The 22,123-nt window shown below is 55.9% G+C and carries 24 protein-coding genes, 1 tRNA gene and 3 pseudogenes; 11 read left to right on the top strand and 17 right to left on the bottom strand.

Annotated elements, in window-relative coordinates:
* Positions 1 to 25 precede the first annotated feature (25 nt).
* Positions 26 to 1,192, top strand: coding sequence for a 3-dehydroquinate synthase II (locus N5098_RS13735; protein WP_267638442.1), 1,167 nt, complete (start codon positions 26 to 28; stop codon positions 1,190 to 1,192).
* On the opposite strand, the gene N5098_RS13730 is transcribed toward N5098_RS13735, so the two are convergent.
* From N5098_RS13730 to N5098_RS13710, 5 genes are all read right to left on the bottom strand, one after another.
* Positions 1,193 to 1,624, bottom strand: a complete 432-nt coding sequence (locus N5098_RS13730) for a zinc ribbon domain-containing protein (protein WP_267638441.1) — start codon at positions 1,622 to 1,624, stop codon at positions 1,193 to 1,195.
* A gap of 70 nt (positions 1,625 to 1,694) precedes the next feature.
* The gene (locus N5098_RS13725; protein ID WP_267638440.1) at positions 1,695 to 2,363 is read right to left on the bottom strand and encodes a type I 3-dehydroquinate dehydratase; all 669 of its coding nucleotides are present in this window, start codon (positions 2,361 to 2,363) and stop codon (positions 1,695 to 1,697) included.
* A 39-nt stretch (positions 2,364 to 2,402) separates the two neighbouring features.
* Positions 2,403 to 2,939 (bottom strand): redoxin domain-containing protein, encoded by a 537-nt coding sequence (locus N5098_RS13720; RefSeq protein WP_267638439.1) that lies wholly within the window; start codon positions 2,937 to 2,939, stop codon positions 2,403 to 2,405.
* Positions 2,940 to 3,026: 87 nt separating this feature from the next.
* On the bottom strand, positions 3,027 to 3,446 hold the full coding sequence (locus N5098_RS13715) for a CoA-binding protein (protein ID WP_267638438.1): 420 nt from the start codon (positions 3,444 to 3,446) through the stop codon (positions 3,027 to 3,029).
* 77 nt (positions 3,447 to 3,523) lie between these two features.
* Positions 3,524 to 4,141 (bottom strand): RAD55 family ATPase, encoded by a 618-nt coding sequence (locus N5098_RS13710; RefSeq protein ID WP_267638437.1) that lies wholly within the window; start codon positions 4,139 to 4,141, stop codon positions 3,524 to 3,526.
* 154 nt (positions 4,142 to 4,295) lie between these two features.
* Between N5098_RS13710 and N5098_RS13705 the strand changes: the two genes are divergently transcribed.
* Positions 4,296 to 4,370: transfer RNA gene (locus tag N5098_RS13705), tRNA-Arg, on the top strand.
* Positions 4,371 to 4,590: 220 nt separating this feature from the next.
* Here N5098_RS13705 and N5098_RS13700 read toward each other — a convergent pair.
* From N5098_RS13700 to N5098_RS13690, 3 genes are all read right to left on the bottom strand, one after another.
* The gene (locus tag N5098_RS13700; protein ID WP_267638436.1) at positions 4,591 to 4,731 is read right to left on the bottom strand and encodes a hypothetical protein; all 141 of its coding nucleotides are present in this window, start codon (positions 4,729 to 4,731) and stop codon (positions 4,591 to 4,593) included.
* Positions 4,732 to 5,087: 356 nt separating this feature from the next.
* Positions 5,088 to 5,396 (bottom strand): ATP-binding protein, encoded by a 309-nt coding sequence (locus tag N5098_RS13695; protein WP_267638435.1) that lies wholly within the window; start codon positions 5,394 to 5,396, stop codon positions 5,088 to 5,090.
* Between the two features lie 270 nt (positions 5,397 to 5,666).
* Positions 5,667 to 6,521, bottom strand: coding sequence for a histidine kinase N-terminal 7TM domain-containing protein (locus N5098_RS13690; protein ID WP_267638434.1), 855 nt, complete (start codon positions 6,519 to 6,521; stop codon positions 5,667 to 5,669).
* A gap of 184 nt (positions 6,522 to 6,705) precedes the next feature.
* Here N5098_RS13690 and N5098_RS13685 point away from each other — a divergent pair, with 184 nt between their 5' ends.
* Entirely contained in the window at positions 6,706 to 7,128 is a 423-nt protein-coding gene (locus tag N5098_RS13685) for a DUF7845 domain-containing protein (protein WP_267638433.1), read from the top strand.
* A gap of 387 nt (positions 7,129 to 7,515) precedes the next feature.
* Here N5098_RS13685 and N5098_RS13680 read toward each other — a convergent pair whose 3' ends face one another.
* Positions 7,516 to 8,499, bottom strand: a complete 984-nt coding sequence (locus N5098_RS13680) for a type 2 periplasmic-binding domain-containing protein (protein WP_267638432.1) — start codon at positions 8,497 to 8,499, stop codon at positions 7,516 to 7,518.
* Positions 8,500 to 8,823: 324 nt separating this feature from the next.
* On the opposite strand from N5098_RS13680, the gene N5098_RS13675 reads away from it, so the two are divergent.
* The 4 genes from N5098_RS13675 (at position 8,824) to N5098_RS13660 (ending at position 14,091) form a co-directional block, all read left to right on the top strand.
* On the top strand, positions 8,824 to 10,857 hold the full coding sequence (locus tag N5098_RS13675; protein WP_267638431.1) for a PAS domain S-box protein: 2,034 nt from the start codon (positions 8,824 to 8,826) through the stop codon (positions 10,855 to 10,857).
* 24 nt (positions 10,858 to 10,881) lie between these two features.
* Complete coding sequence (locus N5098_RS13670; protein WP_267638430.1) at positions 10,882 to 11,286, top strand: response regulator transcription factor; 405 nt, start codon at positions 10,882 to 10,884, stop codon at positions 11,284 to 11,286.
* A gap of 61 nt (positions 11,287 to 11,347) precedes the next feature.
* Positions 11,348 to 12,511 carry a poly-gamma-glutamate biosynthesis protein PgsC/CapC gene (locus N5098_RS13665; protein ID WP_267638429.1) on the top strand — a complete coding sequence of 388 codons (1,164 nt, stop codon included), beginning with the start codon at positions 11,348 to 11,350 and terminating at the stop codon, positions 12,509 to 12,511.
* Positions 12,508 to 14,091, top strand: coding sequence for a Mur ligase family protein (locus N5098_RS13660; protein WP_267638428.1), 1,584 nt, complete (start codon positions 12,508 to 12,510; stop codon positions 14,089 to 14,091). Before N5098_RS13665 ends, N5098_RS13660 begins: the two co-directional genes overlap by 4 nt.
* Positions 14,092 to 14,182: 91 nt before the next feature.
* Here the strand turns inward: N5098_RS13660 and N5098_RS17635 are convergent.
* Positions 14,183 to 14,308, bottom strand: a pseudogene (locus N5098_RS17635) (tyrosine-type recombinase/integrase); the annotation flags it as partial.
* Positions 14,309 to 14,644: 336 nt separating this feature from the next.
* Entirely contained in the window at positions 14,645 to 14,797 is a 153-nt protein-coding gene (locus N5098_RS13655) for a hypothetical protein (RefSeq protein ID WP_267638516.1), read from the bottom strand.
* A 57-nt stretch (positions 14,798 to 14,854) separates the two neighbouring features.
* Here N5098_RS13655 and N5098_RS13650 point away from each other — a divergent pair, with 57 nt between their 5' ends.
* From N5098_RS13650 to N5098_RS13640, 3 genes are all read left to right on the top strand, one after another.
* Positions 14,855 to 15,535, top strand: coding sequence for a class I SAM-dependent methyltransferase (locus tag N5098_RS13650; protein WP_267638427.1), 681 nt, complete (start codon positions 14,855 to 14,857; stop codon positions 15,533 to 15,535).
* Positions 15,536 to 15,852: 317 nt separating this feature from the next.
* Positions 15,853 to 16,149 (top strand): hypothetical protein, encoded by a 297-nt coding sequence (locus tag N5098_RS13645; protein WP_382231136.1) that lies wholly within the window; start codon positions 15,853 to 15,855, stop codon positions 16,147 to 16,149.
* Between the two features lie 157 nt (positions 16,150 to 16,306).
* A complete protein-coding gene (locus tag N5098_RS13640) occupies positions 16,307 to 17,026 on the top strand; it encodes an SDR family NAD(P)-dependent oxidoreductase (RefSeq protein ID WP_267638425.1) in 720 nt (239 codons plus the stop codon).
* A 51-nt stretch (positions 17,027 to 17,077) separates the two neighbouring features.
* Here N5098_RS13640 and N5098_RS13635 read toward each other — a convergent pair.
* The 3 genes and pseudogenes from N5098_RS13635 to N5098_RS13625 all read right to left on the bottom strand — a co-directional run.
* A pseudogene (locus N5098_RS13635) lies at positions 17,078 to 17,385 on the bottom strand (hypothetical protein); the annotation flags it as partial.
* Between the two features lie 321 nt (positions 17,386 to 17,706).
* Positions 17,707 to 18,720 carry an NAD(P)/FAD-dependent oxidoreductase gene (locus tag N5098_RS13630; protein ID WP_267638424.1) on the bottom strand — a complete coding sequence of 338 codons (1,014 nt, stop codon included), beginning with the start codon at positions 18,718 to 18,720 and terminating at the stop codon, positions 17,707 to 17,709.
* Between the two features lie 47 nt (positions 18,721 to 18,767).
* A complete protein-coding gene (locus tag N5098_RS13625) occupies positions 18,768 to 20,201 on the bottom strand; it encodes an FAD-dependent oxidoreductase (RefSeq protein ID WP_267638423.1) in 1,434 nt (477 codons plus the stop codon).
* Positions 20,202 to 20,434: 233 nt separating this feature from the next.
* Between N5098_RS13625 and N5098_RS13620 the strand changes: the two genes are divergently transcribed.
* Positions 20,435 to 20,950, top strand: a complete 516-nt coding sequence (locus N5098_RS13620) for a redoxin domain-containing protein (protein WP_267638422.1) — start codon at positions 20,435 to 20,437, stop codon at positions 20,948 to 20,950.
* A gap of 132 nt (positions 20,951 to 21,082) precedes the next feature.
* On the opposite strand, the gene N5098_RS13615 is transcribed toward N5098_RS13620, so the two are convergent.
* From N5098_RS13615 to N5098_RS17710, 3 genes and pseudogenes are all read right to left on the bottom strand, one after another.
* On the bottom strand, positions 21,083 to 21,511 hold the full coding sequence (locus N5098_RS13615) for a type II toxin-antitoxin system VapC family toxin (RefSeq protein ID WP_267638421.1): 429 nt from the start codon (positions 21,509 to 21,511) through the stop codon (positions 21,083 to 21,085).
* Positions 21,508 to 21,756 carry an AbrB/MazE/SpoVT family DNA-binding domain-containing protein gene (locus N5098_RS13610; protein WP_267638420.1) on the bottom strand — a complete coding sequence of 83 codons (249 nt, stop codon included), beginning with the start codon at positions 21,754 to 21,756 and terminating at the stop codon, positions 21,508 to 21,510. Before N5098_RS13610 ends, N5098_RS13615 begins: the two co-directional genes overlap by 4 nt.
* Before the next feature lie 74 nt (positions 21,757 to 21,830).
* Positions 21,831 to 21,952 (bottom strand): annotated as a pseudogene (locus tag N5098_RS17710) (IS701 family transposase); the annotation flags it as partial.
* Positions 21,953 to 22,123 lie beyond the last annotated feature (171 nt).

The raw sequence follows: 22,123 nt of genomic DNA, 5'->3' as shown, positions 1-22,123 counted from the left end.
GCCCCCCGCCTACAAGCCTACGCACATGACACGATCCGTCTGGCTGAAAGCAGACGACACGGTTGGTGACTGGGAACAACGAAAACGACGTATCACTGCCGGGCTCGAAGCTGGCATCGACTGGGTTATTGTCGACGAAGCTGATGTTGACCGCGTCCGATCACTGGGTTCGGTCAACATTGCAGCCTTTGCTGGGGACGACGTTCACGTGATGGAAGCTGAACCTGAACAGTCCGATGCCGACGCAATTCTCGTCGGCAAGCACACTGAAGGCGACGGTACTGTTGACCTCCCGCCAGACCTCTCTGGGTCGGCCGACCTATCTGCGCTTCGTCGGGATGATAACGCTGCCACCGGAGGCTACGTCCGAATCTTCGACGAAGAGTACGAAGCATTCGCCGAGGAGGTTGCTCGCGATGGCGAGTACACACTTGTTGTCGGCGAAGACTGGCAGATTATCCCACTCGAAAACCTGATTGCACGCATCGGCGAGGAGACCACACTCATTGCTGGAGTGACAACAGCACAGGAGGCACAGACTGCGTTTGAAACGCTTGAGAACGGAGCTGACGCTGTCTTGCTGGATACTGACGACCCAAGCGAGATTCGGCAAACGGTCGAGATTGCTGATAAAGTTGACCGCGAACAGCTTTCTCTTCAGTGGGCTGAGGTCACAGCAATCGAGGAGACCGGCTCCGCTGACCGTGTCTGTATCGATACTGGCTCGCTAATGGACGACGACGAGGGGATGCTTGTCGGCTCGATGTCCCGTGGGCTCTTCTTTGTCCACGCCGAGACGGCTGATTCACCGTATGTCGACTCTCGGCCATTCCGTGTGAACGCTGGTGCTGTCCACGCTTACATTCGGGGGCCGGACGGGGGAACAAACTATCTCTCTGAGCTTTCAAGCGGCGACTCGGTTCTGATTACGGATACTGGCGGTAATACCCGGGAGGCAATCATCGGTCGGGCAAAAATCGAGAAACGACCGATGTTCCGTATCCAGGCCGAAACCGCTGACGGCGACCGTGTTGAGACACTCCTACAGAACGCTGAGACAATAAAAGTAAACACACCGGATGGGCGAACCGCGATAACAGAGATTGAGGAGGGTGACGAAGTTGGTCTCTACTACGAGGAGACGGCACGGCACTTCGGCGAGGCAGTCGAAGAAAGCATTATCGAAAAGTAATCACGTCTCGGATGGCTCGTCGAGTTCCGTTGTACACCAGTGACAGAAATTGAGTTCCTCGTCGATTTCTTTTCCACAATGTGGACAGACCGCCTGGGCCTCACCGCTTGCCCGTCTTGCACGCCTGTTGATGTAATTCGTCATCATATAGACGTCGATGAGACAGACCGCTGAAATACCAAGTATGAGCAGCCCTTCCTGCAACGCAACTGCCTCGCTTGCAGTGACGAATGCATCAACAGAGAAACCGTCGGGTACTGCATCGCTGGGCAGGACAAACGAGGTAGCAGTAATATACAGAGCAAACCAGAGAGCTGACCGGAGCCACAGACGCAAGTAGACGTGTCCGAGTCCCGGAACCAGAATCGTCAACAGTAGAGCCAGCCACGACCGCTTTCGCGGGTGACTGTGCTCTGACGCTGAATCACTCACTATCTGAACGTTCGAGTCTGAGGAATATGTATCTTCCTTCCCACGTCGTGTCGTATATCTGTCAACCGTTCTACCGAAGCGATTCATACAGCTGCCGGAATGTTTCGAGGTCGTACTGCCCTGGTGCAGTGGCATGTTCACCGCTCAGTGGTGCATACCCAATCCGTGAACCGTATAGTGGGGCGACGACCCGCGAGTGTCGCCCTGCCTCTCCCATTGCCATCGTCGCGACGGTCCGTCCGTTCCGTGTTGTTTCTTCTGTCACGGAAAGGAGAGTGAGAGCGTCACGCCTGTTTTTGGCTGTGACAGCGAGTTTCGCCACGTCACCTAGCTCGTCGGCCTGTGTGAGCAACGAGAGCAGACGGTCTCGGTTCGGTGTCTCTTCGAAATCATGTGTCGAGACAACGACTGTGACATCATGTTCTCGCGCCTGGTCGACGACCCGCTCGCCATCCCCGTCGGTGAGCGTCGAGAGTTCGATGTCCACCGCCTTGACAGTCGGTTGTTTGACCGCACGACACAATCTATCGAGCCGATCCGTCGTTGGCGCGGCTTCTCCACCCTCGCCTTTGACTCGGTTCGTGACCAGAACTGGCAATGGGAGAGAGACATCGAGTGCGTCGACGCCGGCGTCGGCGAGGTCGAGACGAAACTCTACTGCATCGGCGTACTGTTTTGCACGCTCTATCTCGTTGAGGCGGGTCGTACTCGCCATAAGCACGAACTCCGAGAAGTCCATGTCCCCCGATACTATGACCACGAGCAAAAAGCAGGTGGTTCACGGAACATCCGGGCAGTCTGCGTAGTCGACCGTCGGCTGAGTTACATCCAGCCCTTCTGAGCGGAGCACCTCACCTGCGCGCTCGATTGGTGCGGGTGTCGTCCGTGCCAGTGGCTCCTTGGCCGGTTCGACTGCGCGCACCTCCCAGTCGCTCCCGATAACCACGCTCGCTCGGAGCGGGATCTGGATATGCCCCTCCCATTTCTCCATACGGAGGTCGTAGCTTTCTGCGACGCTCGCGTGAAAGTCTGAGACAAGCGTGAATGTTAGCTCGAACTCCGCAGCGTAGGCGGCATGGCTAAATAAACTATCTCCTGACAGAGCGATGACCGCTATCTCATCCTCGTCTGCCCACCCAGCCTGTTGAACAGCGAGGAGTTCCGCCGTACACTCTGGAACGAAATCCGCTGGATAAAAGTACAAAACGGTCGCTTCGTGAGTTCGAATTTGTTTGAACAGTTCGACTGCTGTTCCCTCACCGTCGATTAGCGCTGGTGCGACGAAATCCGGTGCCTTCTCTCCGACTGTGACCATACAAAGAGCACGACCACCGCTCGCATAGTGGTGTCGGGTCAGTTTCACAGACGGGACGGATGTCACGGGGCTTGACCCCGAAGTCATTTATAAAAGACGTTGCTGTTCGACTTTAAGACACCGGTCCTGCACCACATCGATACCAGCCGTGACTGCCCGCTCAGTCGCGTCATCGTCACGGATTCCAAGTTGGAGCCAAAGCGATTCGATATCACCACGGGTGGTGTGCCGATTCAGGACATCGTCGACGATTTCGGGCACTTCCTCGCTGGGCCGGAACACGTTCACCATCTCAATTTCCTCAGCTACCTCGCCGAGACTGTCGGCGGCCTCCCGGCCGAGAATCCTGTCCGCAAACGGATTGACCGGGATAATTGTGTACCCCTTTTCTAACATATGCTTTGGAATCTCGTGTGCCTCTTTCCCCGGCGTCGACGAACAGCCGACAACGGCGATTGTCTCAACTTCCAGTAAAGTCCGAATGTCGGACGCTGTCTCAACACGCATACGTCTAGTAGGTGGCCGACTGTACAAAGCAGTGTCTGTCTTTGTGATGGGGTGACTGCTGACGCTTTACATCGCTATCAGGCGGTTCTTGATAACTGTAGTGTCACGTCGCCAGCCTCATCGACATCAACAATGCCATCGAACAATTGTTTCAGCGTGTTTATATCCTCGGCGTCGTGTGCCGTCGAATCGATAATCACAAGCCCAATAGCGTCAGCATCCTCGATGCGACTGGTCAGAACGTGCATGAACCGGAAGACGGTCTGTACATCAGAGTACATCAACAGGGTCGACAGAGAATCCATCACGATCCGGTTTTTCGTGATACCACGGTCACTGTAGAATTCTTCGAGGAACTCAGAAAACTTGATTCCGATACCGGTCATGTCTGTGGGTGAGGAAGCATGCTTCACGATACTGGTATCGGAGACGGAACGGCCTTGGTGCTGTGTAACGCAGTCCACGATACCAATGTGAGCGTCACTAGGCTCGTCAACAAGTGAGTGATAATCGGTGGTAACACGATTGGAACTATCACGTGTCGTGATAATGACCGAGCCTTCGCCGTTGTTCGCGCCTTGGGCGAGTGACTCAAACGCCAGCCGGCGCTTCCCATTGATAGCTGGCCCCGAAACGAGCAGATTTGTGCCAGGCTCGACGGTCGCACTCTCGAAGTCTGAACCAAGTTCGTACATTGCGTTGATTCCTATCCCGGGTATCCGGTTACGTACCCGACGCTTCCGGCAACCTTGTACCATTAGTACCGCGGAGGATATATATGGTTTTTTGTCTGGCTGATTACATCGAATCGCGGGGTTTAATAGTGTGACCCGTGGATAGATCTAATGCGGGCGCTTAGCTCAGCTTGGACAGAGCACTTGGCTTCGGACCAAGATGCCGCGGGTTCAAATCCTGCAGCGCCCATGCTACATTTTCCCCTCCAAATACTCCCTTAGAGGGCCTCTAATCCTATTTTATGGCGTCGCTCCTGCAATGTTTGTGCTTTCGTTCGGGAACCGAACGATTCTGACGCGTGGCGGTTCTGTCCTGTGGTTCGCTACATTTCAGGAAACGTTCCACACCTGTAATCAATCGGCTATTGCAAAGAACGCAGAGAGCAGACCGTAGAATGAATAGTCGGGTGTTACTCGTCTTCGAGGGCGTCGCACATATCTCTGTTTACGTCTCGGTCTTGTGCCGCGACTCGTCGGACCAGTTCTCGACGGATGTCTGCCATGACCTCGTCAAGTGGAGACGTAGAGGGAGTCTGTTCGTCTGTGGACATATCTAAGTGGACGATTCGGCCGCTGTTAATTATTCGGCTCGGAGGAGTCACCGATCAGCTTGTCGATTCCATACTGGACGAGGTCGAGCAAAGCGAGGCCTATCATTGCCGTTTCGACCTCGTCTTCTCAAACTCATGTGGGAGTAATCCTGCTCCAGTCTTCCATTGTCAATAGAGCCGTAGTCTCAGAAGAAGAAGGCAGCCAACTGCTCGACGGGGACCGCGTCGATGGATGACTTGGTGGCGTTTGTGACCGGTCAGCGATCGAGGTCGTCTGATGCTGGCATCGTGATCGCCACCGCCGTGCCCTCAGTTCCCGTCTCGAAGTCGATGGTGGCCGCCGAGGTGTCGATGATTCACTGGACGATCCATAGCCCGACGCCACTGGCGTGTTTCAACTGCGTTTCCTCCTCTGCATCGAGCGCGGAGAATTCCTGATCTGGAATACCCGGTCCGTCGTCGCTGATTGTGAGGATGACAGTCTCGTCCGTCTCGCTGAGGTCGACAGTGACCGACGGGGACGGGCCGACGTTGTGCTCGGCGGCGTTCTCGACGATGTAGTCGACGACGAGTGGCATCGCACCGACCGTCTTGATGTGACACTCCTCGGGACAGGACAGTGAGAAGGAGACGGACGAAAACGCACGCCGGTTGGCGTCGACCACGTCACGAACGGACTCGGCGATGTCCTGTGGTATCGGCTGCTGGTCCTGTTCGATGAGGCGTTCGGCCGTGCGAGTCTTGTCGCTGATCGACAGCAGTGAATCGGCTTTCTTTATAATCGTCTCGGCGACTTCGTCTTCGTTCCCCTCGGTGTGTGAGCAGTTCGCTCTGGCTCCGGATCACTTGCAGGTCGTTGCGGAGGTTGTGTCTGAGCACGCGTCGCTGGATCTGCCGCAGCAGATCGAGTTCCTGTTCGCGCGATTTCAACCGCGTCACGTCTCTGGCAACGAGGAGCCGTCCACGTTCTTTGCCGTCCGGTCGTCGTCGTCGATGATCACGATCGGATCGGTCATCGTCTCGATCGCCTGCTGGCGACCCAGTGGGGCGATATCGAACAGTCGGTACCGAAAGATGGCGACGGCGAAACACAGCGCCAGCACGCCAAAGGCGAGGTCCGTCGGGTTCATATCCGGCGGGACCAGCCCGAAGAACAGCAGCATGTTACCAGCCAGCGGGACGCTGATTCCGGCGATCAGTGAGAAGATCTGCCCGATCTGTAACTGATCTCGGTTGTCGAGCAGATATCGCACGATGAGACCCAGAACGAACAGCAGACCGAGGTACGAGTACAACTGGTACGCGCGAAAAGAGTCCTTGAGGGTACGATCCAGTCCGACCCACGGTTCGAACGTGACCGTCAGAAACTGCACGGGTCCACGGGTGACCAACCCATTAGACTCGTACAAGAACTCCGGGTAGAGGGCGAGTACGACACTCATGAGACCGATGCTGGCGGCCGTGACGGTCACCAACCAGGGGTACACCCACCGGTCATTGCTGGTGTAGGCCAGCCCGAACCAGATTATAGCAAATAGGTACAATGGCGCAGCGACGCTGTTGTTGACGTTGGTGACAAGCAACTTCGCCTCAGCCGTCGTCGCAGTGTCGATCAAGATGCCCAACAGTTCCCAGAAGGCTATTGTGAGCATCAACGCGACGAACGCAGTGAGTTCCGAGCGGTTGCTTCTCCGATTACTCCCCACCCGAATCCCGTAGATCGCCAGCCCGGCCGTAAGGAAGAAGATACCCACCTTGACGAGCATCGGCGGCGTGATCTGTAGCTCCATCAGTAAATATATTGTGGTGTATGTGACCAAACCTCAAAGAGGTTGGGAGAGGAAGTCAATAGAACCACACCTCGAATGACCGTAACCGCCGATCCTGTCGGTCACAGCGTAGTGACGGGAACGTGACAAGGCCCCAGCGATGCACATGAAATGAAAGAGTTAGATCGTCTGCTGGACGAAGCAGATGATCCTGCTCGAAGGCGATCGCGACGGCCGCCGCAAAATCGAGCAATCTGACGTGACCGAAGATGGTGAGCAAGTGCCGGGCTACCGCCACCAGGTCGGTATCGACGAGAAGCACGTCCGTGAGGACTTCTCCGACCACAAACTTCCCAAACGCTGGAAACACTACCGAGCACGCGAGAGTCACAATCTCGACAAGGAGGACCCGCTTCGCCGTCCCAATATCGGTGCAATCTACTACGGCAGTCTATGGCGAGATCGTAGTCAGAAACACGGTGTCTCGCCCGAAGCCCTAGAGCAACTCGTCGAAGAATTAGAAGAAGCAGTGCTGGCACTCCTGCACGATTCCGGGCTCGACGTGACGAGTTCCCGTGCGTTCGTGGCTGACGACTACTTCACAGCTGAAACTGATGATCCATTTTGAGAAGTCTTGCTCCAATTACGTTCAGACATTACTGGCTTGGTTCGATGCCTGTCTCCAGAGACGCAGGGACAGCCAGTTCGTCAGTCGAAAGAATGTCAGCCACTTCTTCGAGTTCTGCAGCAGGTAAGCGCCCGGAGAGATAGTTCCGAGCAGTTCATCCTGATACGGACTGCAACGTCTTTAACAGACACTCATCAACCACAGGTTTATGCTAGATGGGTAACCCGACTAATGCTTTTCGAGCAGCTGTCATTCGGAACTCCGATCGTATCTCCAAAAAAATCATAAGCTGCCGCTGTGTTCGGACCCCTCGACACCGGAATGTCGGACGGTTCCTCGTGGCCCTCTGTTCTTTTGACTGGTTCGATGGCTATCCACGTCCTTTGGTTAGCCCAGTCGCGTTTCGAGGTCCCGCATTGCCCGGCCTGGCAGTTTATCGCCTTCGAGGGCGGTATGGACTTCGTCTACGATAGCGGCCTCCTGCTCGGGCCATGCCTGGGAGACTGGGCGTGCAACAGTGTGTTCACCCGCAAACGCAAGCGTGTCCATGTACTCGCCGTAGACGCGGTCATCGTAGGCTTCGCCGCTGAATAGCGACGGGTCGTGAGGGAGGTATCCGAGCGTATCTAGTGCTGTTAGCTGGACCTCTCTGGAGTGGAACGCCCTGAGTACTTCCAGCGTGGAGGCGACGTTTTCGCCGTGTGGATTGGCACCGACCAGCCAGCCACCGAGCGCGTGGTAGCTCCCCTTGGCGTCCATCTGGCTCCCTCGGAGGAACTCGGGACCCGGTCGTTCGACCAACCAGACGACCATCAGGTCCTGGTCCCCGGTGACTGGACTGACGAACGCAATCATCGGTTGACTGTCGTAGCTCTCGAACACCGTCGAAGTATAGGTATCGTCAGGCCCCTTGAGCGACAGTTCGGAAAGCCACACTGCGTCGCCGTCCTCCCGGAGGTTCGTTCCCGCGGTCAGGCTTCCGAGATCGGTTCGAGACTGGCTGACGATGTCCGCCGACTCACGATCGACCAGTAGGAACGCATCGGGCTGTTGGCTGTCGGCGAGCTCACTCTGGCGGTCGAGATACGCCTGCCTGTCAGCGTCGGAGTCGCCGGTGAGCGTCTCGCCGTCCGACGCCAACCGGACTGTCCGCTCGTTTTGCTCGATCCATTTGCTAATTCGGTCGGCCTCCTGGGAAGCCGCGAACCGGTACTCCTCCTGGACCGACTCCTCGACGCCATTGGCGACTGCCACCGTCGCGATACCGCCGATAATTGCGACCGACAGCCCGATGACCGCTACGATGGCGAATTTCAGGGCGTAACGCCGCTTGATGACCGCTGGCACTAAGCGCCTGATGTCGGTGTCCATACTTGTTCGACCTGGCCGGGTGGGGCTATGCTGTTCGGAGACCGGCGACAGGGGTGGTCTGGACCAGTGAACACTCTCAGGTCACAACTGTCGACCTGAGCGGCTCTGTGAGAATCTTTTCTTTTCTTTTCTCCAATCCAAACTTTGATTTCTGTATCCAGAACTGTTTGCGGGCACCATCTTAAACCCACCCCCCTATCGAAATAAAGTGTACAAACCGCGTCCGGGTGACTAATATCGAATTGCACTATTCGACGATTACTCGTCACAACGTTGTACTCAATCGAACAAAACGCCTATTGTGAATTAGTGAAAAATGTAAACATGGACACAGGCCCCCATGATGGTTCTCTGGGGGATAACGAAGAGAGCATCAGTTCCTATCGATCCATCATCGAAGCCGTTCAAGATGGCATTTTCATCGTCAATTTAGATGGTACCATCACCTTCGTCAACGACTCGCTTTGCTCACTGGTCGGGCACAAACCGAACGAGCTGGTCGGCGAGACGTTCGACACGCTGGTTGAGTCAGAACTGGTTCAACCGGAGGAGTTTGACCGGTTCGATACGGCGATTGACAACCTTGCCAACGGAGACATTCAGGACCAGGCTCTGACATTCGAGATTGGCCAAGACACCGACCAGATGGTAGAAGTTCGTGTCTCAAAACATATTCGAGATGACGGTACTGCGGATATCGTCGGCGTGGCTCGGGACGTGACAGAGCGCGAGCGGAGGGCCCGGGAAGCAGAACAAAAACAGGAGGTGCTGGCCAAACTCTACCAGGTTGGCGCTGAGGCCAGTCTCACGTTCGAACAAAAGGCCGAGCGAATCCTCTCTATCGGCTGTGAGTACCTAGACCTGCCGTATGGGTTCTTAACGAGAGTGGAAGAAGACGTACAGGAGATCGTCCACGCTGTTGGCGATCATACACTCCTCCAGCCAGACGAATCGGCACCGCTAGAGCAGTCGTACTGTCGGAAAACCATCAAAAGCGACGGCCTCGTCGGGATGCAAGATGCCCGAGCGGAGTTGGGCGAAACCGACCGGGCGTACGAACTGTTCGAGCTGGGGTGTTATATTGGAACGAAGGTCATGGTTGGAGAGAACCTCTACGGGACGTTCTGCTTTGCGGCCCCATACGACCGTGACCGGCAATTCACCGACGGCGAGCGAGAGGTGATCAAGCTCCTCGGACAGTGGGCCGGGTACGAAATCGAACGCCAGCGGTTCGAAGAACGGTTAGAAGGTCTCCACAGGATATCACAGCAGTTGTTGGGGGCTGAAACGACGACGGAAGTCGCAGAAGTGACGATCGAGACGGTCGCGGAGCTTTTCGATCTCCCGGTAAGTGCGTTTTGGAAGTACGACGCTGGGGACGACGTGTTACGCCCGGTGGTCGAAACCGACGACGCAGTCCGGATAGTCGGCGAGGCCCCGACGTTCGAACGAGGTGACGCACTTCTTTGGGAGAGTTTCGACAGTGGCGAAATCCGGAACTACGAGGACTTGGCTGAACAATCAGAGGCCTATAATTCAGAGACGCCGTTACGGTCAGAGGTCCACATTCCCTGTGAGAAGCATGGAATCATCACAAGTTCCGCGACCGAGCCACGTGCCTTCGACGAGATCGACATCGAAAGCCTCCGTCTTCTTGAGGCGTTGGTCACAGAGGCGATAACCGCAGTCAAACGCGAAGAGCAACTGGCCGAGCGTGGTGAAGCACTCCAGCGACAGAACGAACGCCTCGAAGAGTTTGCCGATGTCGTGGCACACGACCTGCGGAACCCCCTGACGGGAGCGGTTGGCTTCCTCGAAGTTGCTCGCAAAACAAACGAGGCACAGCATTTCGAACGCGTCGAACAGTCTCTGGACCGGATGGAGCAACTCATCGACGAGTTGCTGATGATCGCACGCGGTGATCGCCAGACGACCAACGTACGCACACTCCAATTACAACCAATCGTCGAGGAGTCGTGGTCGTATACCGACGCTCCAAAAGCGACTCTGTCCGTAGACGACCCCCTCGGAGAGATACAGGCCGACGAGACACGACTGTTGCAACTGTTTGGCAATCTCTTCCGTAACAGTGTCGAACACGGCAGTGACGATGTTACCGTGGAGGTCGGCCCCCTCGCAAACGACACGGGGTTCTATGTTGCCGATGACGGGCCAGGGTTTTCCGAGGAGAGCCGAGCAGAAATCGAAGAACTCGAAGAAACGGAAGGGGTATCGGGGACGGGAATCGGACTCATGAGCGTTACCGATGTTGTCGATGCACACGGATGGACACTCACGATTCCCGACACGGACCACGGAGCACGCATCGAAATACGAACTGGTCAGCGGAGCGAATGACCCATAGTAACAAACGTGCCCGCGATGAAACGTGAGTACGAGCCGTACATGACCGCTGAAATAGTCATTGCCGAGGATGATGAGACGACCCGAGAGGTAGTCGAATTCAACTTGACTGACAACGGGTGGGACGTGGTGGCCTTTAGTGATGGCAATGAGTGTTGGGAGTCTCTCGAATCACGAGCCAGCAACCCACCAGATCTCGTGGTGTTAGACGTGATGATGCCCGAACTTGACGGGACTGCTGTCCTCAAACGTATCCGGAATCATGACGCACTCGTCGATTTGCCAGTCGTCATGTTGACGTCCCGTAATCGGGAGGAAGATATCGTGCAAGCACTCGACGCCGGAGCTGACGATTTTGTGGCAAAGCCCTTCTCGGAAACCGAACTTGTCAGTCGAGTTGAAACGGTGCTCGACGAAGTATAAATTTCGATATGTGTGATTTTTCACCAATATCCTGATAACCCATGCGCTTTTATCTGATGTAATGTGGCTTGCGACGCTTTTAGCCGTTGCTGGGCTACTCGGCGTAGCAGTGATTACACAGTTTACCGGGTACCGTCTTGGCGGAACGATCACCGTTCCCGTACTCGCTGTGTACACGCTCAAGAACGTCCTGATGTTGCCGGTGTTCGTCCTCAGTACTAGCGCAGCGTACATCGGCCTCTGGTATTTTCGGCAGCGAACTCTGATCTACGGTCGAGACCAGTTCATCGTCGCATTAGTCATCGGAACGTCAGTTCCGTTGGTCACGCTTCTTGGGCTAATTCAGGTTGGGTTTGATGCAGACCTCATCGTGTTTATTGGCAGTATCCTCCCCGGTATAGCAGCCTACAACTACCATAGCATCAAACCAGAGTTTCGTCGGAACGATTTGCTCGCAACAATCGGATTGTTCACAGCACTGTTCGCCATCGGTTGGGGACTGGTCACGCCCGGAGTCGCTGCCCGACTCGGAACAGTGACGCCACCGGTGTTGTTCGCAGATACCGCAGACGTTGCGGTGTTCAAGAATGCAGTCGCTGATAATCCGACAGAAACAGTCGTCATTTCGAGGGGGATTGTGGCTGGTCTCTTCGTCCTCGGTCTTCTGTTATCCGAGCGTATCCGAAGACGATTCGGCGTCCGAGTGGGCGTAATTACGGCTGTCCTGTTGGCAGTCTACGCTCTCACGAACGTCTGGTTGATCGCCATGTACTTCGTTTTAGTGTTTCTTTCATTCGGCTTCATCCAGGCAGTGAACTACGCAACACTGCGGTACGGGAGAGTCCTCCTTGGAACCACTATCGCGTTTGCAGTTTTCGTGGCAGTGCCACTCACACTTTCGCTCCCGATCAGACGGGGGTTGTCTGCGTTTTTCATTTCCTTCCTGGGGGGCTTCACAGCATACAACGCTCACGTGACAGGACCATTCGAGCGGCGTCTGGTACTACCTCTCCAAGCAGTCGTGTTCGTTCCAGCGTTGCTCATCGCGCGACTGTTCACCGCGCCGGAACCTACGGGAGCCCCACAAGAACTCACGCTCCCAGTGATACTGACAGGTGTGCTCGTCGTGTTGGTCGGCCTGTGGATCGGGCGCTGGTACGCCGTCGACCGACCTGACGAGACTGAGGTACTGTCTGCGTCCGTTCTGTCGGGGGATGACTCATGAGCACGACCGCGTACGAGATATACGGGCGAGGGTTCGGTTGGTCGTGGCGACTTCGCGTTCAGGAACGCGTGGTTGCGACCGGAGGCCATCACTACGATACGTCACGAGAGGCCCGACACGCTGTCGACAGGGTCCGAGGAGCGGTTGCCTCCCTCGGCGGCGATGACGACGCGTTCGAGAGCGAGGAAATTAGCGATCCGCGCACAATTGTCAGAGAAGATCCGACACCGGCTGGCGATCTTCCGGAAGACCGAAACAATTGGGTGTGGCAACTACAGACACCCGAACGAACCCTCGCAAACAGCGCAGACCGATTTCCCACCGAGAGCGAGGCCAGAACTGCGCTGGATCAGTTTCTCACGCGGGCTGCCGGTGCTCTTCCAATGTTCATGGTCGGTGCCGAATACGAGTGGCGGGTTGGCCCACGGCCTATCAAGGTCGGCAAGCCGAGTCTAATCGGGATTATTAAGGAGTTAACACGGGGGTTCCGCCACCGAAAGGCGCTCCGGCGACTGGACACCCGCATCGCCGTAGCGGGGAGCCGTGGCAAGACCTCAACTACCCGTCGCCTCGACGACGTGTTCAATCGTCGTGGCTACGATACGCTGACGAAGATCACCGGGAACCATCCGACGCTCATCCACAACGGCGAGGTCCATCCAATCGAACGCAGAGGCCCTCGGACGACGCTCTATGAGAACATCAGCGTGATCGCGGAATTCGCTCCGGAACTCGATGCCTATGCTGCTGAAGATATCGGTATCTTCGAAAACCAGGGGATCACTGAATACACGACACGGCTGATCAATCAGCAACTTATCAATCCGGACATAGTCGTACTCACAAACGTCCGCCAGGATCACAACGATACACTTGGCAAGACGCGAACCAATATCGCCAGGTCGTTTGCCCGGTCGATTTCCGCCGGAACGCACGTCGTCAGTGGGGAACAACATCCTGTTCTCCACGACTACATGCGAGAAGAAATCGAACGACGGGGCGGGACTATCGAACAGGTTGAGATACCCGACCGACACGAGGGCATGATCGGGGCAGAGACTGCTCACGCAATTGACGCGGTTCTCGAATTTCTCGATGAATCGGTTCTCCCTGAGGGCGAACTCGAGGCGTTTTTAGCGGCAATTCAGCCCGAATGGACTCGACTTCCCAACGGTCGCGTATTCAACGCAGCACAGGTGAACGACGTTGAAAGTACGGAGATGGTTCGTCAGGCACTCGTTTCTGAAGACGAAAAGATACTGCCGTTCGTCTATCTCCGGCGAGACCGGCGAGGTCGAACCGCCTCCTTCGCAGAGTACGTCGACCTTCTCTACGAGCAAGACCACATCGATAGCGTCCACGTTGGTGGGGCTAACGCGCGTGCGTTCGCTGAGAATACTGAGCTACCGGTCACTCGACACGACAACGGAGCAGAAGCCGAGACTGTATTGAACGATCTTCTTGCAATCGGTGATCCCGTCGTGATTATGGGGAACACCGTCGCCGATTTCATGCGTGAGTTCGAGCAAGCTGTAAGCACTCAGGAACAAGAAGCAAACGAATACATCAAACCGAAGTGAACCACAACTCCCATTTTTGTACTTGTGAGTGTGTGTTGAGAGCAGGCACATTTCTATTGTCTTGCGTTCTTTGCATTTCTGCGCGACACTCACACCATCGGACAAAATGCCCAAGTCGTGAGCGATGCGAGTAAATCGTCGCTTCTGTGACGTTATTCTCCCTGTCAGCCATGTACAGTTCGAGTGCAGTTTCCGGATCGATTGGTTCGAGACTCATAGCTGTCTGTCCTGCAAACACCGGGACAGACACCCGTTCTTAAACGCCCGAATTCAGCTGTCTCATTTCTTGCAAGGGACTTCGTTCGACGCTCGAACGCAAGCCTGCAGCGCCCATATTGCAGGTTCTGTTCCAAATTCCGACTTAGAGGCACTCTACTCCCGATTTATGCCGTCGCTCCTGCAATGTTCGTGCTTTCGTTCGGAAAGCAAACAATTCTGACGCGCGGTGGTTCTGTCCCGTGGTTCGCTACATTTCAGGAGACGTTCCACACCTGTAATCAATCGGCCATTGCAAAGAAAGCAGAGAGCAGACTGTAGAATGACTAGTCGGGTGTTACTCGTCTTCGAGGGTCTCGTACTGATAGCCTCTGTCTTCTAACTTCGGATAGAGGTGCTGGGAAGCGCGGTCGTTGTACTGGACCAGTACTGTCTCGTCTCTCTCAGTCAGCCGTTTGAGCGTGTTCGACAGCCCGTGAGTGAACGACAAAAACTACGTCTTTGGTGATGTATCAACCAGTATGCACACGACAGACGGTGGTTACGTATGAGTGTGGGCGATGCCTTCGACGAGTGGGCCGACGATGGTCGTGACCGCGAGATGGAAGACGAACACTGGGCAACTGCAAAGCAACTGTTGGCTCGTATGCCGGTTGAGCCGGGTGATCGAGTCCTCGATTTGGGCACTGGGAGTGGGTATGCACCGCGTGCCATCTCCCAAGCTGCAGATGCGGGTCTAGCAGTCGGACTCGATGCGTCTCCGGAGATGGTCACAAACGCCCGCTCGTACACTGACGACTCGGATGTTGGATTCCTTGCGGGAGATTTCCACCAGCTCCCTTTCGAGTCGGAGTCGTTCGACCACTGTGTCTCGATGGAGTCGTTTTTCTTTGCGACCCACCCAGAGGAGTTGCTGGCGGAACTACGGCGAGTACTCCGCTCTGGCGGGACATTTTACTGTGGCGTCAACTACTATCAAGAGAATCACTATGCTCACGAGTGGGCCGACCGCATAGAACCGGAGATGCTTCTCTGGAGTGCAACAGAGTACCGCTCGGCGTTCCAGAATGCTGGCTTCCAGCTCGCAGAACAGAGTTACGTGCCAGACAGGGACACCGAGATTCCGCCTGAATCGGAGTTCCCCACGGCGGAGTTTGAGACGCGCGAGCAGATGGTCGAACGCTACCGCGAACTGGGGACGCTGCTCACTGTCGCAGTTGTTCCGTGACTGATTGACCTACCCGTGCTTTTGGCCCCAGTATCACGACTGTGGCTCTGGTGGTGATGACTCGTCGTTGTCGCGTCTCGGGGTCATCGAACCGAACACGATTCGGTCGAGTGAGTGGGGCTGTGTCGGCGAACCACGAGCGCCATATTCACCAAGAATACAACGATACCACCACTGATTTGATTGGGTACCACCGGTGGTACTCCCTTACGCCGGGGTTCGCTCGGAGTTTTTCCTATCGAGCTCCTTCGTCCGGGTGCAATGGCAAAAGCAGGAGTCATCATCCCTGAACGGAATCGCACGCAGACAGTGGCCGCCTGGTCAACGGCCTCGAAACAGCACGGGAGTTCGCCCAAACAGCGGGCGACGGAGTCGAACTCATCTTCGATGGTGCTGGGACGCAGTGGGTTCCAGAACTCGAAGACGAGGACCACGATTACCACGACCTCTATCAGTCCGTCCGAGACGAGGCATCTGCCTGTGACTTCTGTGCGGGAGCCTTCGGCGTCGACGCGGCTATCGACGACGCTGGGGTCGTGACTCTTGACGACCACGACGGCCACCCGAGCATCCGCTCGCTGGTTGACGACGACTACGAGATGATCACGTTCTGATCAGTGATTTCAGCACTCGGTATAGACTACATATTGTCGGGTTCAAATCGCGCGCTCATTGACCTCGGCGAGAGTGGTGAACTCGCTGCCCGTCTGTCGACCGACCAGTACAAGATCTGTCGCCACGTCTTTGCCGGTTCGATTCGTAGACTGGACCATGACGCGGACAGCAGTCATCGCAGGTGTCGGTCCGGGACTCGGTGCATCGCTTGCCCGAAAATTCGCAGCAGAGGGCTGTCAGGTCGCACTCTTCGCTCGGTCGGAGGACTATATCGAGGAACTTGCCGAGGAACTGCCGGATCCCGGTGAAGGCCTCGCCGTCCAGACCGATCTCACAGACGTCGAGCAGATACAGGAAGGGTTCAAGGCGGTCCGAGAAGCGTTTGGCTCGGTCGATGTCCTTGTGAATCACGCGAGCGCCGCCTCTTGGAAGGGCATTATGGACGTGAGTGTCGAAGAGTTCGAACAAGCGTGGGCTGTCAACGGACGAGGCGCGTTCGTTTGCTCGCAAGAAGCTGTCGGTGACATGCTTGAGACGGGCGGTGGGACAGTCATCTTTACCGGTGCTACCTCTTCAGTGCGGAGCCTCGGCGGTGCCATTGGATTCACAGCTGCGAAGTTCGCTGCCCGTGGGATGGCAATGGATATCGCCCAAGAGTACGGCCCCGAGGGGATTCACGTCGCCCATGTCGTCATCGACGGGCAGATCGACACGCCGGGCGTCCGGGATCGATTTACTGACCGGGACGGCGAGACGTTCCTCAACCCCGACGAGATGGCCGAGACCTACTGGCATCTCGTCGAACAAGATGATGTCAGCACCCAGCCGTTCGAGGTTCATATCACGAACGGGCCACAGAACTCCGAATTCATCTGACAGCGTTTGATGTTTTCTCGGCCGGCCGATCGGATGTCTCTTGTTGGATTCATTGTGTTGGATCACGGTCCCATCGACCGTAACGTGATCTTGTAACCGACCAGAATCTGGCTGTAGATCGGATTTGTGAACCCAGCAGTTGTGGACAGTTGAACACGCACGTTTGACACCGGCTCTAGAAATGAGACAGTATCCGTAAGAGACAGTCCTACAAAAAGTAACTAAATATTGAATTTCATCAGCAGTCGCGGTGTTACTTCTCGTTCAATAAAATGTAAGTTGGTCTCGTCTAAAAAGCCACTGAGGTGCGGTGGATTTTGGCATGGTACACTGAAATCCTGCCGCGCCTCATGCTTCAATTCTTCTCTGAACATCGCCAATAGTTCGGCTGTGGCTAGCAGTGTGAGAACTCGATATTTTTGGTATCTCGGATGGGCTTTCAATAGGAATCGAAAACTGTGGCGTGCGTTGGATTCCTTTTCGTGTCCGCAGACAAAAACGCATCTTACGGGGACGTAAGTCCATCTCCTTTCAAACTCCGTTTTTCGGCTCTGGTGAATCGAAATACAGCACTGAAACGAACCGTTAAAACGAGGGGGGAATGAAGCGAGAAAATCTGATTGGTCCGTGTGGAAAATCTTCCGCTTCACTGGACCACGTCCGAGTAGATATTGTGCTGGCTAATCGTAGGTGTGGAAATCGACGGCCTGTTCGAGTAGTTCGTCCGGAATCCCCGGCACTTCCTCGCATCGGACTGGCCCTGCCTCATCCACCTTGTCAGGGTCCCGCGGGAAATCACGCAACTCGAAGTGGATCGAGATACCGGCTTTGGCCCCATCGCCGTAGGCGATTGGTACCTGATTGTGGCCCGGCGTCACGTCACCGACTGCATAGATATTGTCGACGGAGGTCTGCCCGTGGTCATCGACTGCCACTGTGCCGTCGTCGTTTATTTCACAGCCAAGCTCACGTGCCAGGCCATTGTTGTATTCAGCACCATACATTGCAAACCCGCCTTTGTACTCTCTCACAGTCCCGTCTTCGAACTCGAGAGCTTTCAGCCAGCCGTCCTCACCGTTCTGGACGCCAGTTACCTCCTCGTGGACGAGTTCGATCGGATGGTTCGAGAGTTGTTCGTCAGTCTCGTCACTCCATTCTGGGTCGGCACCTCTCGTCAACAGGTCCACATCGTCGGTGAAATTCAACAGGATAAGTGCAACGTGAGCTGCACTCTCACCTGACCCCATCACGTACACCGATTGGTCGACGAACATATGTGCATCACAGTGCAGACAGTAATGCAAGCCTCGCCCAGTGCGTGGCAGAGGTGGGTCCGGGCGGACGTCGTTGAAACCGGTCGCGAGCACGACATACTCTGCGTCGTAGTCGCCACTGTTGCCACAGAGTCGTATCTGTTCGTCCTCGACGCTATGACATGAATTAATCATATCCCGTTGGATGTCACAGCCGTACTCCTGTAATTGATCCTTGCCAGTTGCAAGTAGTTCGTTTCCGCTTGTCTCTTCACGGATGCCGATCATGTTGTGGACTTCTTGCATCATCGCTGCCCGACCGCCGCCACGGTCCAGCAGTGCGGTCTTGTGACCGAGGCGTGTGCTGTACATCGCTGCCATCTGTCCGGCTGGCCCGCCGCCGATGACTGCAACCTCGTAGGAGGGGATGTCTTCTCCCATACTTCGATTACCACGTACCCGCACAAAAGCAGTTACTAACGTTTGGGTTAGTTTGACCGCCAGTCACTGAGTGTCCCACGGAGAACTTTCGCTGCGACCAGCAGCGGGTCCCAGACTGGACTAAACGGCGGTGCATATGCCAGGTCGAGCCGTTCGACCTCGGAGACAGTCATATCGCTTTCCAGGGCAGTCGCCAGCGTATTGATGCGAATGGCTGCGCGGTCCTCCCCGGCGATGGTACCACCCAGCAACTGTCCGGTCTCGCGGTCGGCAACAAGTGTGACAGTCGTCTCGGCGTTGCCCGGATAGTAGCCCGAGCGTGACCCTGCAGTGATGGTCTCGGCTACTGGGTCGAAACCTGCCTCGCGTGCGGCATCGAAATCGGTGATCCCGGTTCGCCCACACTCCAACTCGAAGGCTTTCAGGACGGCTGTCCCCGCGATTTCACCGACTGGCTCGGGATCGCCCGCAACCGTCTGGCCGATGGCCCGCCCGGCTCGGTTCGCGGTCAGCCCCAGCGGGACCCAGGCGGGGTCGCCCGTGACGGTGTGGGTCTTCTCTGCGCAGTCGCCCGCTGCATAGACGCTTTCGACTGTCGTTCGCCCGTACTCGTCGATACGTATAGCCCCGGAGTCACCGAACTCGATGCCAGTATCTTCGACCAGTTGTGTGTTCGGCCGTATCCCGATACCCACGAGGACGAGGTCGACAGCTTGGCTCCCGTCATCTGTCTCAACCCGGTCGACACGTCCGTTACCTTCGAGGGAATTGACAGCCGTTCCGAAGTGACACTCGACGCCAGCCTCTTCGAGTGTCTCACTCACTCTCTGGCCAACAGCGTCGCCGAAGGGTGGCACGGGTCGGTCGGAACGCTGGTAGAGATGCGTTTCGAGACCCCTGCTGCGGAACGCTTCGGCCATCTCGACTCCCACGTAGCCACCGCCAACAATTGCTGCTGTTGTGGGGGGTTCACGGTCGAGATACTCCGTCACGTCCACGTCGACGTAGTCAGTCTCGAACGCACTCTCGTCGGCCTCGTCTGGTGGTGTCAGGAACGCACGGAGCTGTGCTGTCGAGTGCATATGATGCATTGTGAAGACATCTGCAAGGTCGGTTCCCTCGATTGGAGCCACAAGCGCTCGCGCGCCCGTTGCAATGAGGAGGTCTCCGTAGGACTGTTCGAATTCGCCATCTGGCCCGTGGACCCTGACGTGTTGCTCTTCGGGGTCGACCGAGAGTACCTCGTGGTTGCGATGGAGGTCGATACCCCGTTCGTCGACCTCTCTGGGGGACAGTGAAAGAAGGTCTCCGAGCGAGTCGACCTCGCCTTTGACGTAGTAGGGCATCCCGCAGTGCGCGTACGAAATCCACTCGCTTTTTTCGTAGACGATGACTTCCCTCTCGGGGTCCTCGCGTTTGCACTTGCTGGCCGCGCTCAGACCGGCAGCATCACCGCCGACCACGACGAATGGCTGGCTCATACGCTCTACTCCATCCCAAGCCACCTAAGCGTTGATGACCTGGAGGTAACCTTGTTGTCGTCTCCAGTCTCGTCGGGTTGCTTGTTCTCAGTGTCGAACTGGTGGTTTAGCAACAGTCGCCTTCGTCACCCGAATTGCTGCCAGCGTTTTGTCCGAGTAGCCTATTGGTCGTAAATGTGTGATAGTTACACAATCGACCTACTTTCATTGGGGCTGTTCTCGTCATTTTTTGTATGCTACAGGTCGGCCAACAGGCACCGGAGTTCGACGTGCCGGGCGTTACTGGGGGACGTATCGACAATCACACGCTCGGAGAGTACACCGAACACAGCTGGGCAGTTGTGCTCCTGTTCTATCCCTTCGATTTCCACCCCAGCTGTACGTCTCAGCTCTGTCTTCTCAGAGATGCCGAGAAGCTTTCGCTAACCGAAAATACAGTCGTTCTGGGCATCTCACCCGACAGTGTCTACAGCCACGAGGAGTTCGCCGAGCAACATCGGATCGATTTTCCACTGCTCTCGGATAGCGACGGCCAGATCGCAGAAGCATACGGCGTCCTCGTCGAAGAAATCGAAGGGCATCGGAACGTTCCGCGATCATCGCTGTTCGTCGTTGACCCCAGCCAGAACATTCAGTACGCCTGGCAAAGCGAAGCTCCCGACGAGGAACCCGACCTCAAAGCGGTAGAAAAAGCGACCAACTGCCACGGCGACCGCTGTGAACTACCCGACGGCAAATCCTACCTGTAAGGGTCGACGTTCAAGGTGCTTTTGTCACCTCTACTCAGCTTTGCACATTGATGTAGGAAGGTGACGTAGGGCGTTTTAAGGACAGATGATGCCCATCACATCCGCTAATCCGGGGCTTCAGGATTGCATTCCTCAATGAGAGGGGTGATCCGCGGTCTTCAGGCGCGTAATATTCTCAATGGCGTCAAAATCGCTATCAAAGGAGTACAGATAGTCGATATCCTCCCTATCCATATACGCTGTAATAGTCGAGTCAACAAAGGAGAGTTCTCCGTACCTGCGGAACAGCGGTTGTGCCGCGTTGAAATCTGACTTCGCCGCGTGGACGACCTCAAAGTGGGCTCCCTCAATGAGTCGATCCAGCAGTTGGTTCGCTGCATCTGCACCGAGCTTTTCACGGGTCAGGTTCAGTGTCTCCGCAATTACATAGTTCGTGATGATGGCCTTCGGAAGCTCACCATGATCGACACCCCGGATAATCTCTCGAGCGGGGTCATGGTACTCGTCGCGGGCACTGGCGCTAGCGAAGAGTACGTTGGTGTCCAGAATCGCGACTGTCATTCCTCCGCTCCAAACTCGCGTTCGGCTTCGACAGCGTTTGTTTCACCGACATCCACTGGCTCGAAATCGTCGAAAACGCCTTCACGCTGGTGGATAATCTCCACAGAAAGCTCTCCGTCTGTGCCGGTTGTCCAGCGGAGTTTGTCGCCGGGCTCAATGTCGAGACGACGGCGAAGGTCCGCCGGAATCGTAACCATCCCTCTGTCGCTCACTTTCGTTTCCTCAGAACCTTCGTCAGTTGCCATGTGTAGACGTACTCGCTCCCTGGCAATACATGTTACTCCACATGTGGCGGTTTGCGGAGATTCATCGTAGACTTCTTCCGACGACTGGCAACAAGACCTGTGATGTATGTTTTGGCATAATCTCGTTGCGGTGTTGACAGCGATTCAAACTCGTTGAGTACCTGCGTACCGACAAGAAATCTGTAATCGGCATCATCTGTCCTTACTTCCCGAGTCTCGCACACGGCTTTCTCAGTCTGACCGACGATGTCGAAACCACGGACCGAGCGATGGACCGACTTGCAGAACACATTCAGACCAGACTCGGTGTTCAGGAGTAAGCCAGTCCTACTGTTCAAGTGGGTTGGCGGTCGTGCGTCACCTCTGC

This window comes from Halovenus rubra (genome assembly GCF_026586665.1).
Classification (GTDB): domain Archaea; phylum Halobacteriota; class Halobacteria; order Halobacteriales; family Haloarculaceae; genus Halovenus; species Halovenus rubra.
This window is presented reverse-complemented; position numbering and strand designations above follow the sequence as displayed.

Bases quoted from the DNA above. Each gene is read 5' to 3' on its own strand.
- N5098_RS13735 (WP_267638442.1), top strand. From the start codon at position 26: ATGACACGATCCGTCTGGCTGAAAGCAGACGACACGGTTGGTGACTGG.
- N5098_RS13725 (WP_267638440.1), bottom strand. From the start codon at position 2,363: ATGGACTTCTCGGAGTTCGTGCTTATGGCGAGTACGACCCGCCTCAAC.
- N5098_RS13720 (WP_267638439.1), bottom strand. From the start codon at position 2,939: ATGGTCACAGTCGGAGAGAAGGCACCGGATTTCGTCGCACCAGCGCTA.
- N5098_RS13715 (WP_267638438.1), bottom strand. From the start codon at position 3,446: ATGCGTGTTGAGACAGCGTCCGACATTCGGACTTTACTGGAAGTTGAG.
- N5098_RS13710 (WP_267638437.1), bottom strand. From the start codon at position 4,141: ATGTACGAACTTGGTTCAGACTTCGAGAGTGCGACCGTCGAGCCTGGC.
- N5098_RS13700 (WP_267638436.1), bottom strand. From the start codon at position 4,731: ATGTCCACAGACGAACAGACTCCCTCTACGTCTCCACTTGACGAGGTC.
- N5098_RS13690 (WP_267638434.1), bottom strand. From the start codon at position 6,521: ATGGAGCTACAGATCACGCCGCCGATGCTCGTCAAGGTGGGTATCTTC.
- N5098_RS13685 (WP_267638433.1), top strand. From the start codon at position 6,706: ATGATCCTGCTCGAAGGCGATCGCGACGGCCGCCGCAAAATCGAGCAA.
- N5098_RS13680 (WP_267638432.1), bottom strand. From the start codon at position 8,499: ATGGACACCGACATCAGGCGCTTAGTGCCAGCGGTCATCAAGCGGCGT.
- N5098_RS13675 (WP_267638431.1), top strand. From the start codon at position 8,824: ATGGACACAGGCCCCCATGATGGTTCTCTGGGGGATAACGAAGAGAGC.
- N5098_RS13670 (WP_267638430.1), top strand. From the start codon at position 10,882: ATGAAACGTGAGTACGAGCCGTACATGACCGCTGAAATAGTCATTGCC.
- N5098_RS13665 (WP_267638429.1), top strand. From the start codon at position 11,348: ATGTGGCTTGCGACGCTTTTAGCCGTTGCTGGGCTACTCGGCGTAGCA.
- N5098_RS13660 (WP_267638428.1), top strand. From the start codon at position 12,508: ATGAGCACGACCGCGTACGAGATATACGGGCGAGGGTTCGGTTGGTCG.
- N5098_RS13650 (WP_267638427.1), top strand. From the start codon at position 14,855: ATGAGTGTGGGCGATGCCTTCGACGAGTGGGCCGACGATGGTCGTGAC.
- N5098_RS13640 (WP_267638425.1), top strand. From the start codon at position 16,307: ATGACGCGGACAGCAGTCATCGCAGGTGTCGGTCCGGGACTCGGTGCA.
- N5098_RS13630 (WP_267638424.1), bottom strand. From the start codon at position 18,720: ATGGGAGAAGACATCCCCTCCTACGAGGTTGCAGTCATCGGCGGCGGG.
- N5098_RS13625 (WP_267638423.1), bottom strand. From the start codon at position 20,201: ATGAGCCAGCCATTCGTCGTGGTCGGCGGTGATGCTGCCGGTCTGAGC.
- N5098_RS13620 (WP_267638422.1), top strand. From the start codon at position 20,435: ATGCTACAGGTCGGCCAACAGGCACCGGAGTTCGACGTGCCGGGCGTT.
- N5098_RS13615 (WP_267638421.1), bottom strand. From the start codon at position 21,511: ATGACAGTCGCGATTCTGGACACCAACGTACTCTTCGCTAGCGCCAGT.
- N5098_RS13610 (WP_267638420.1), bottom strand. From the start codon at position 21,756: ATGGCAACTGACGAAGGTTCTGAGGAAACGAAAGTGAGCGACAGAGGG.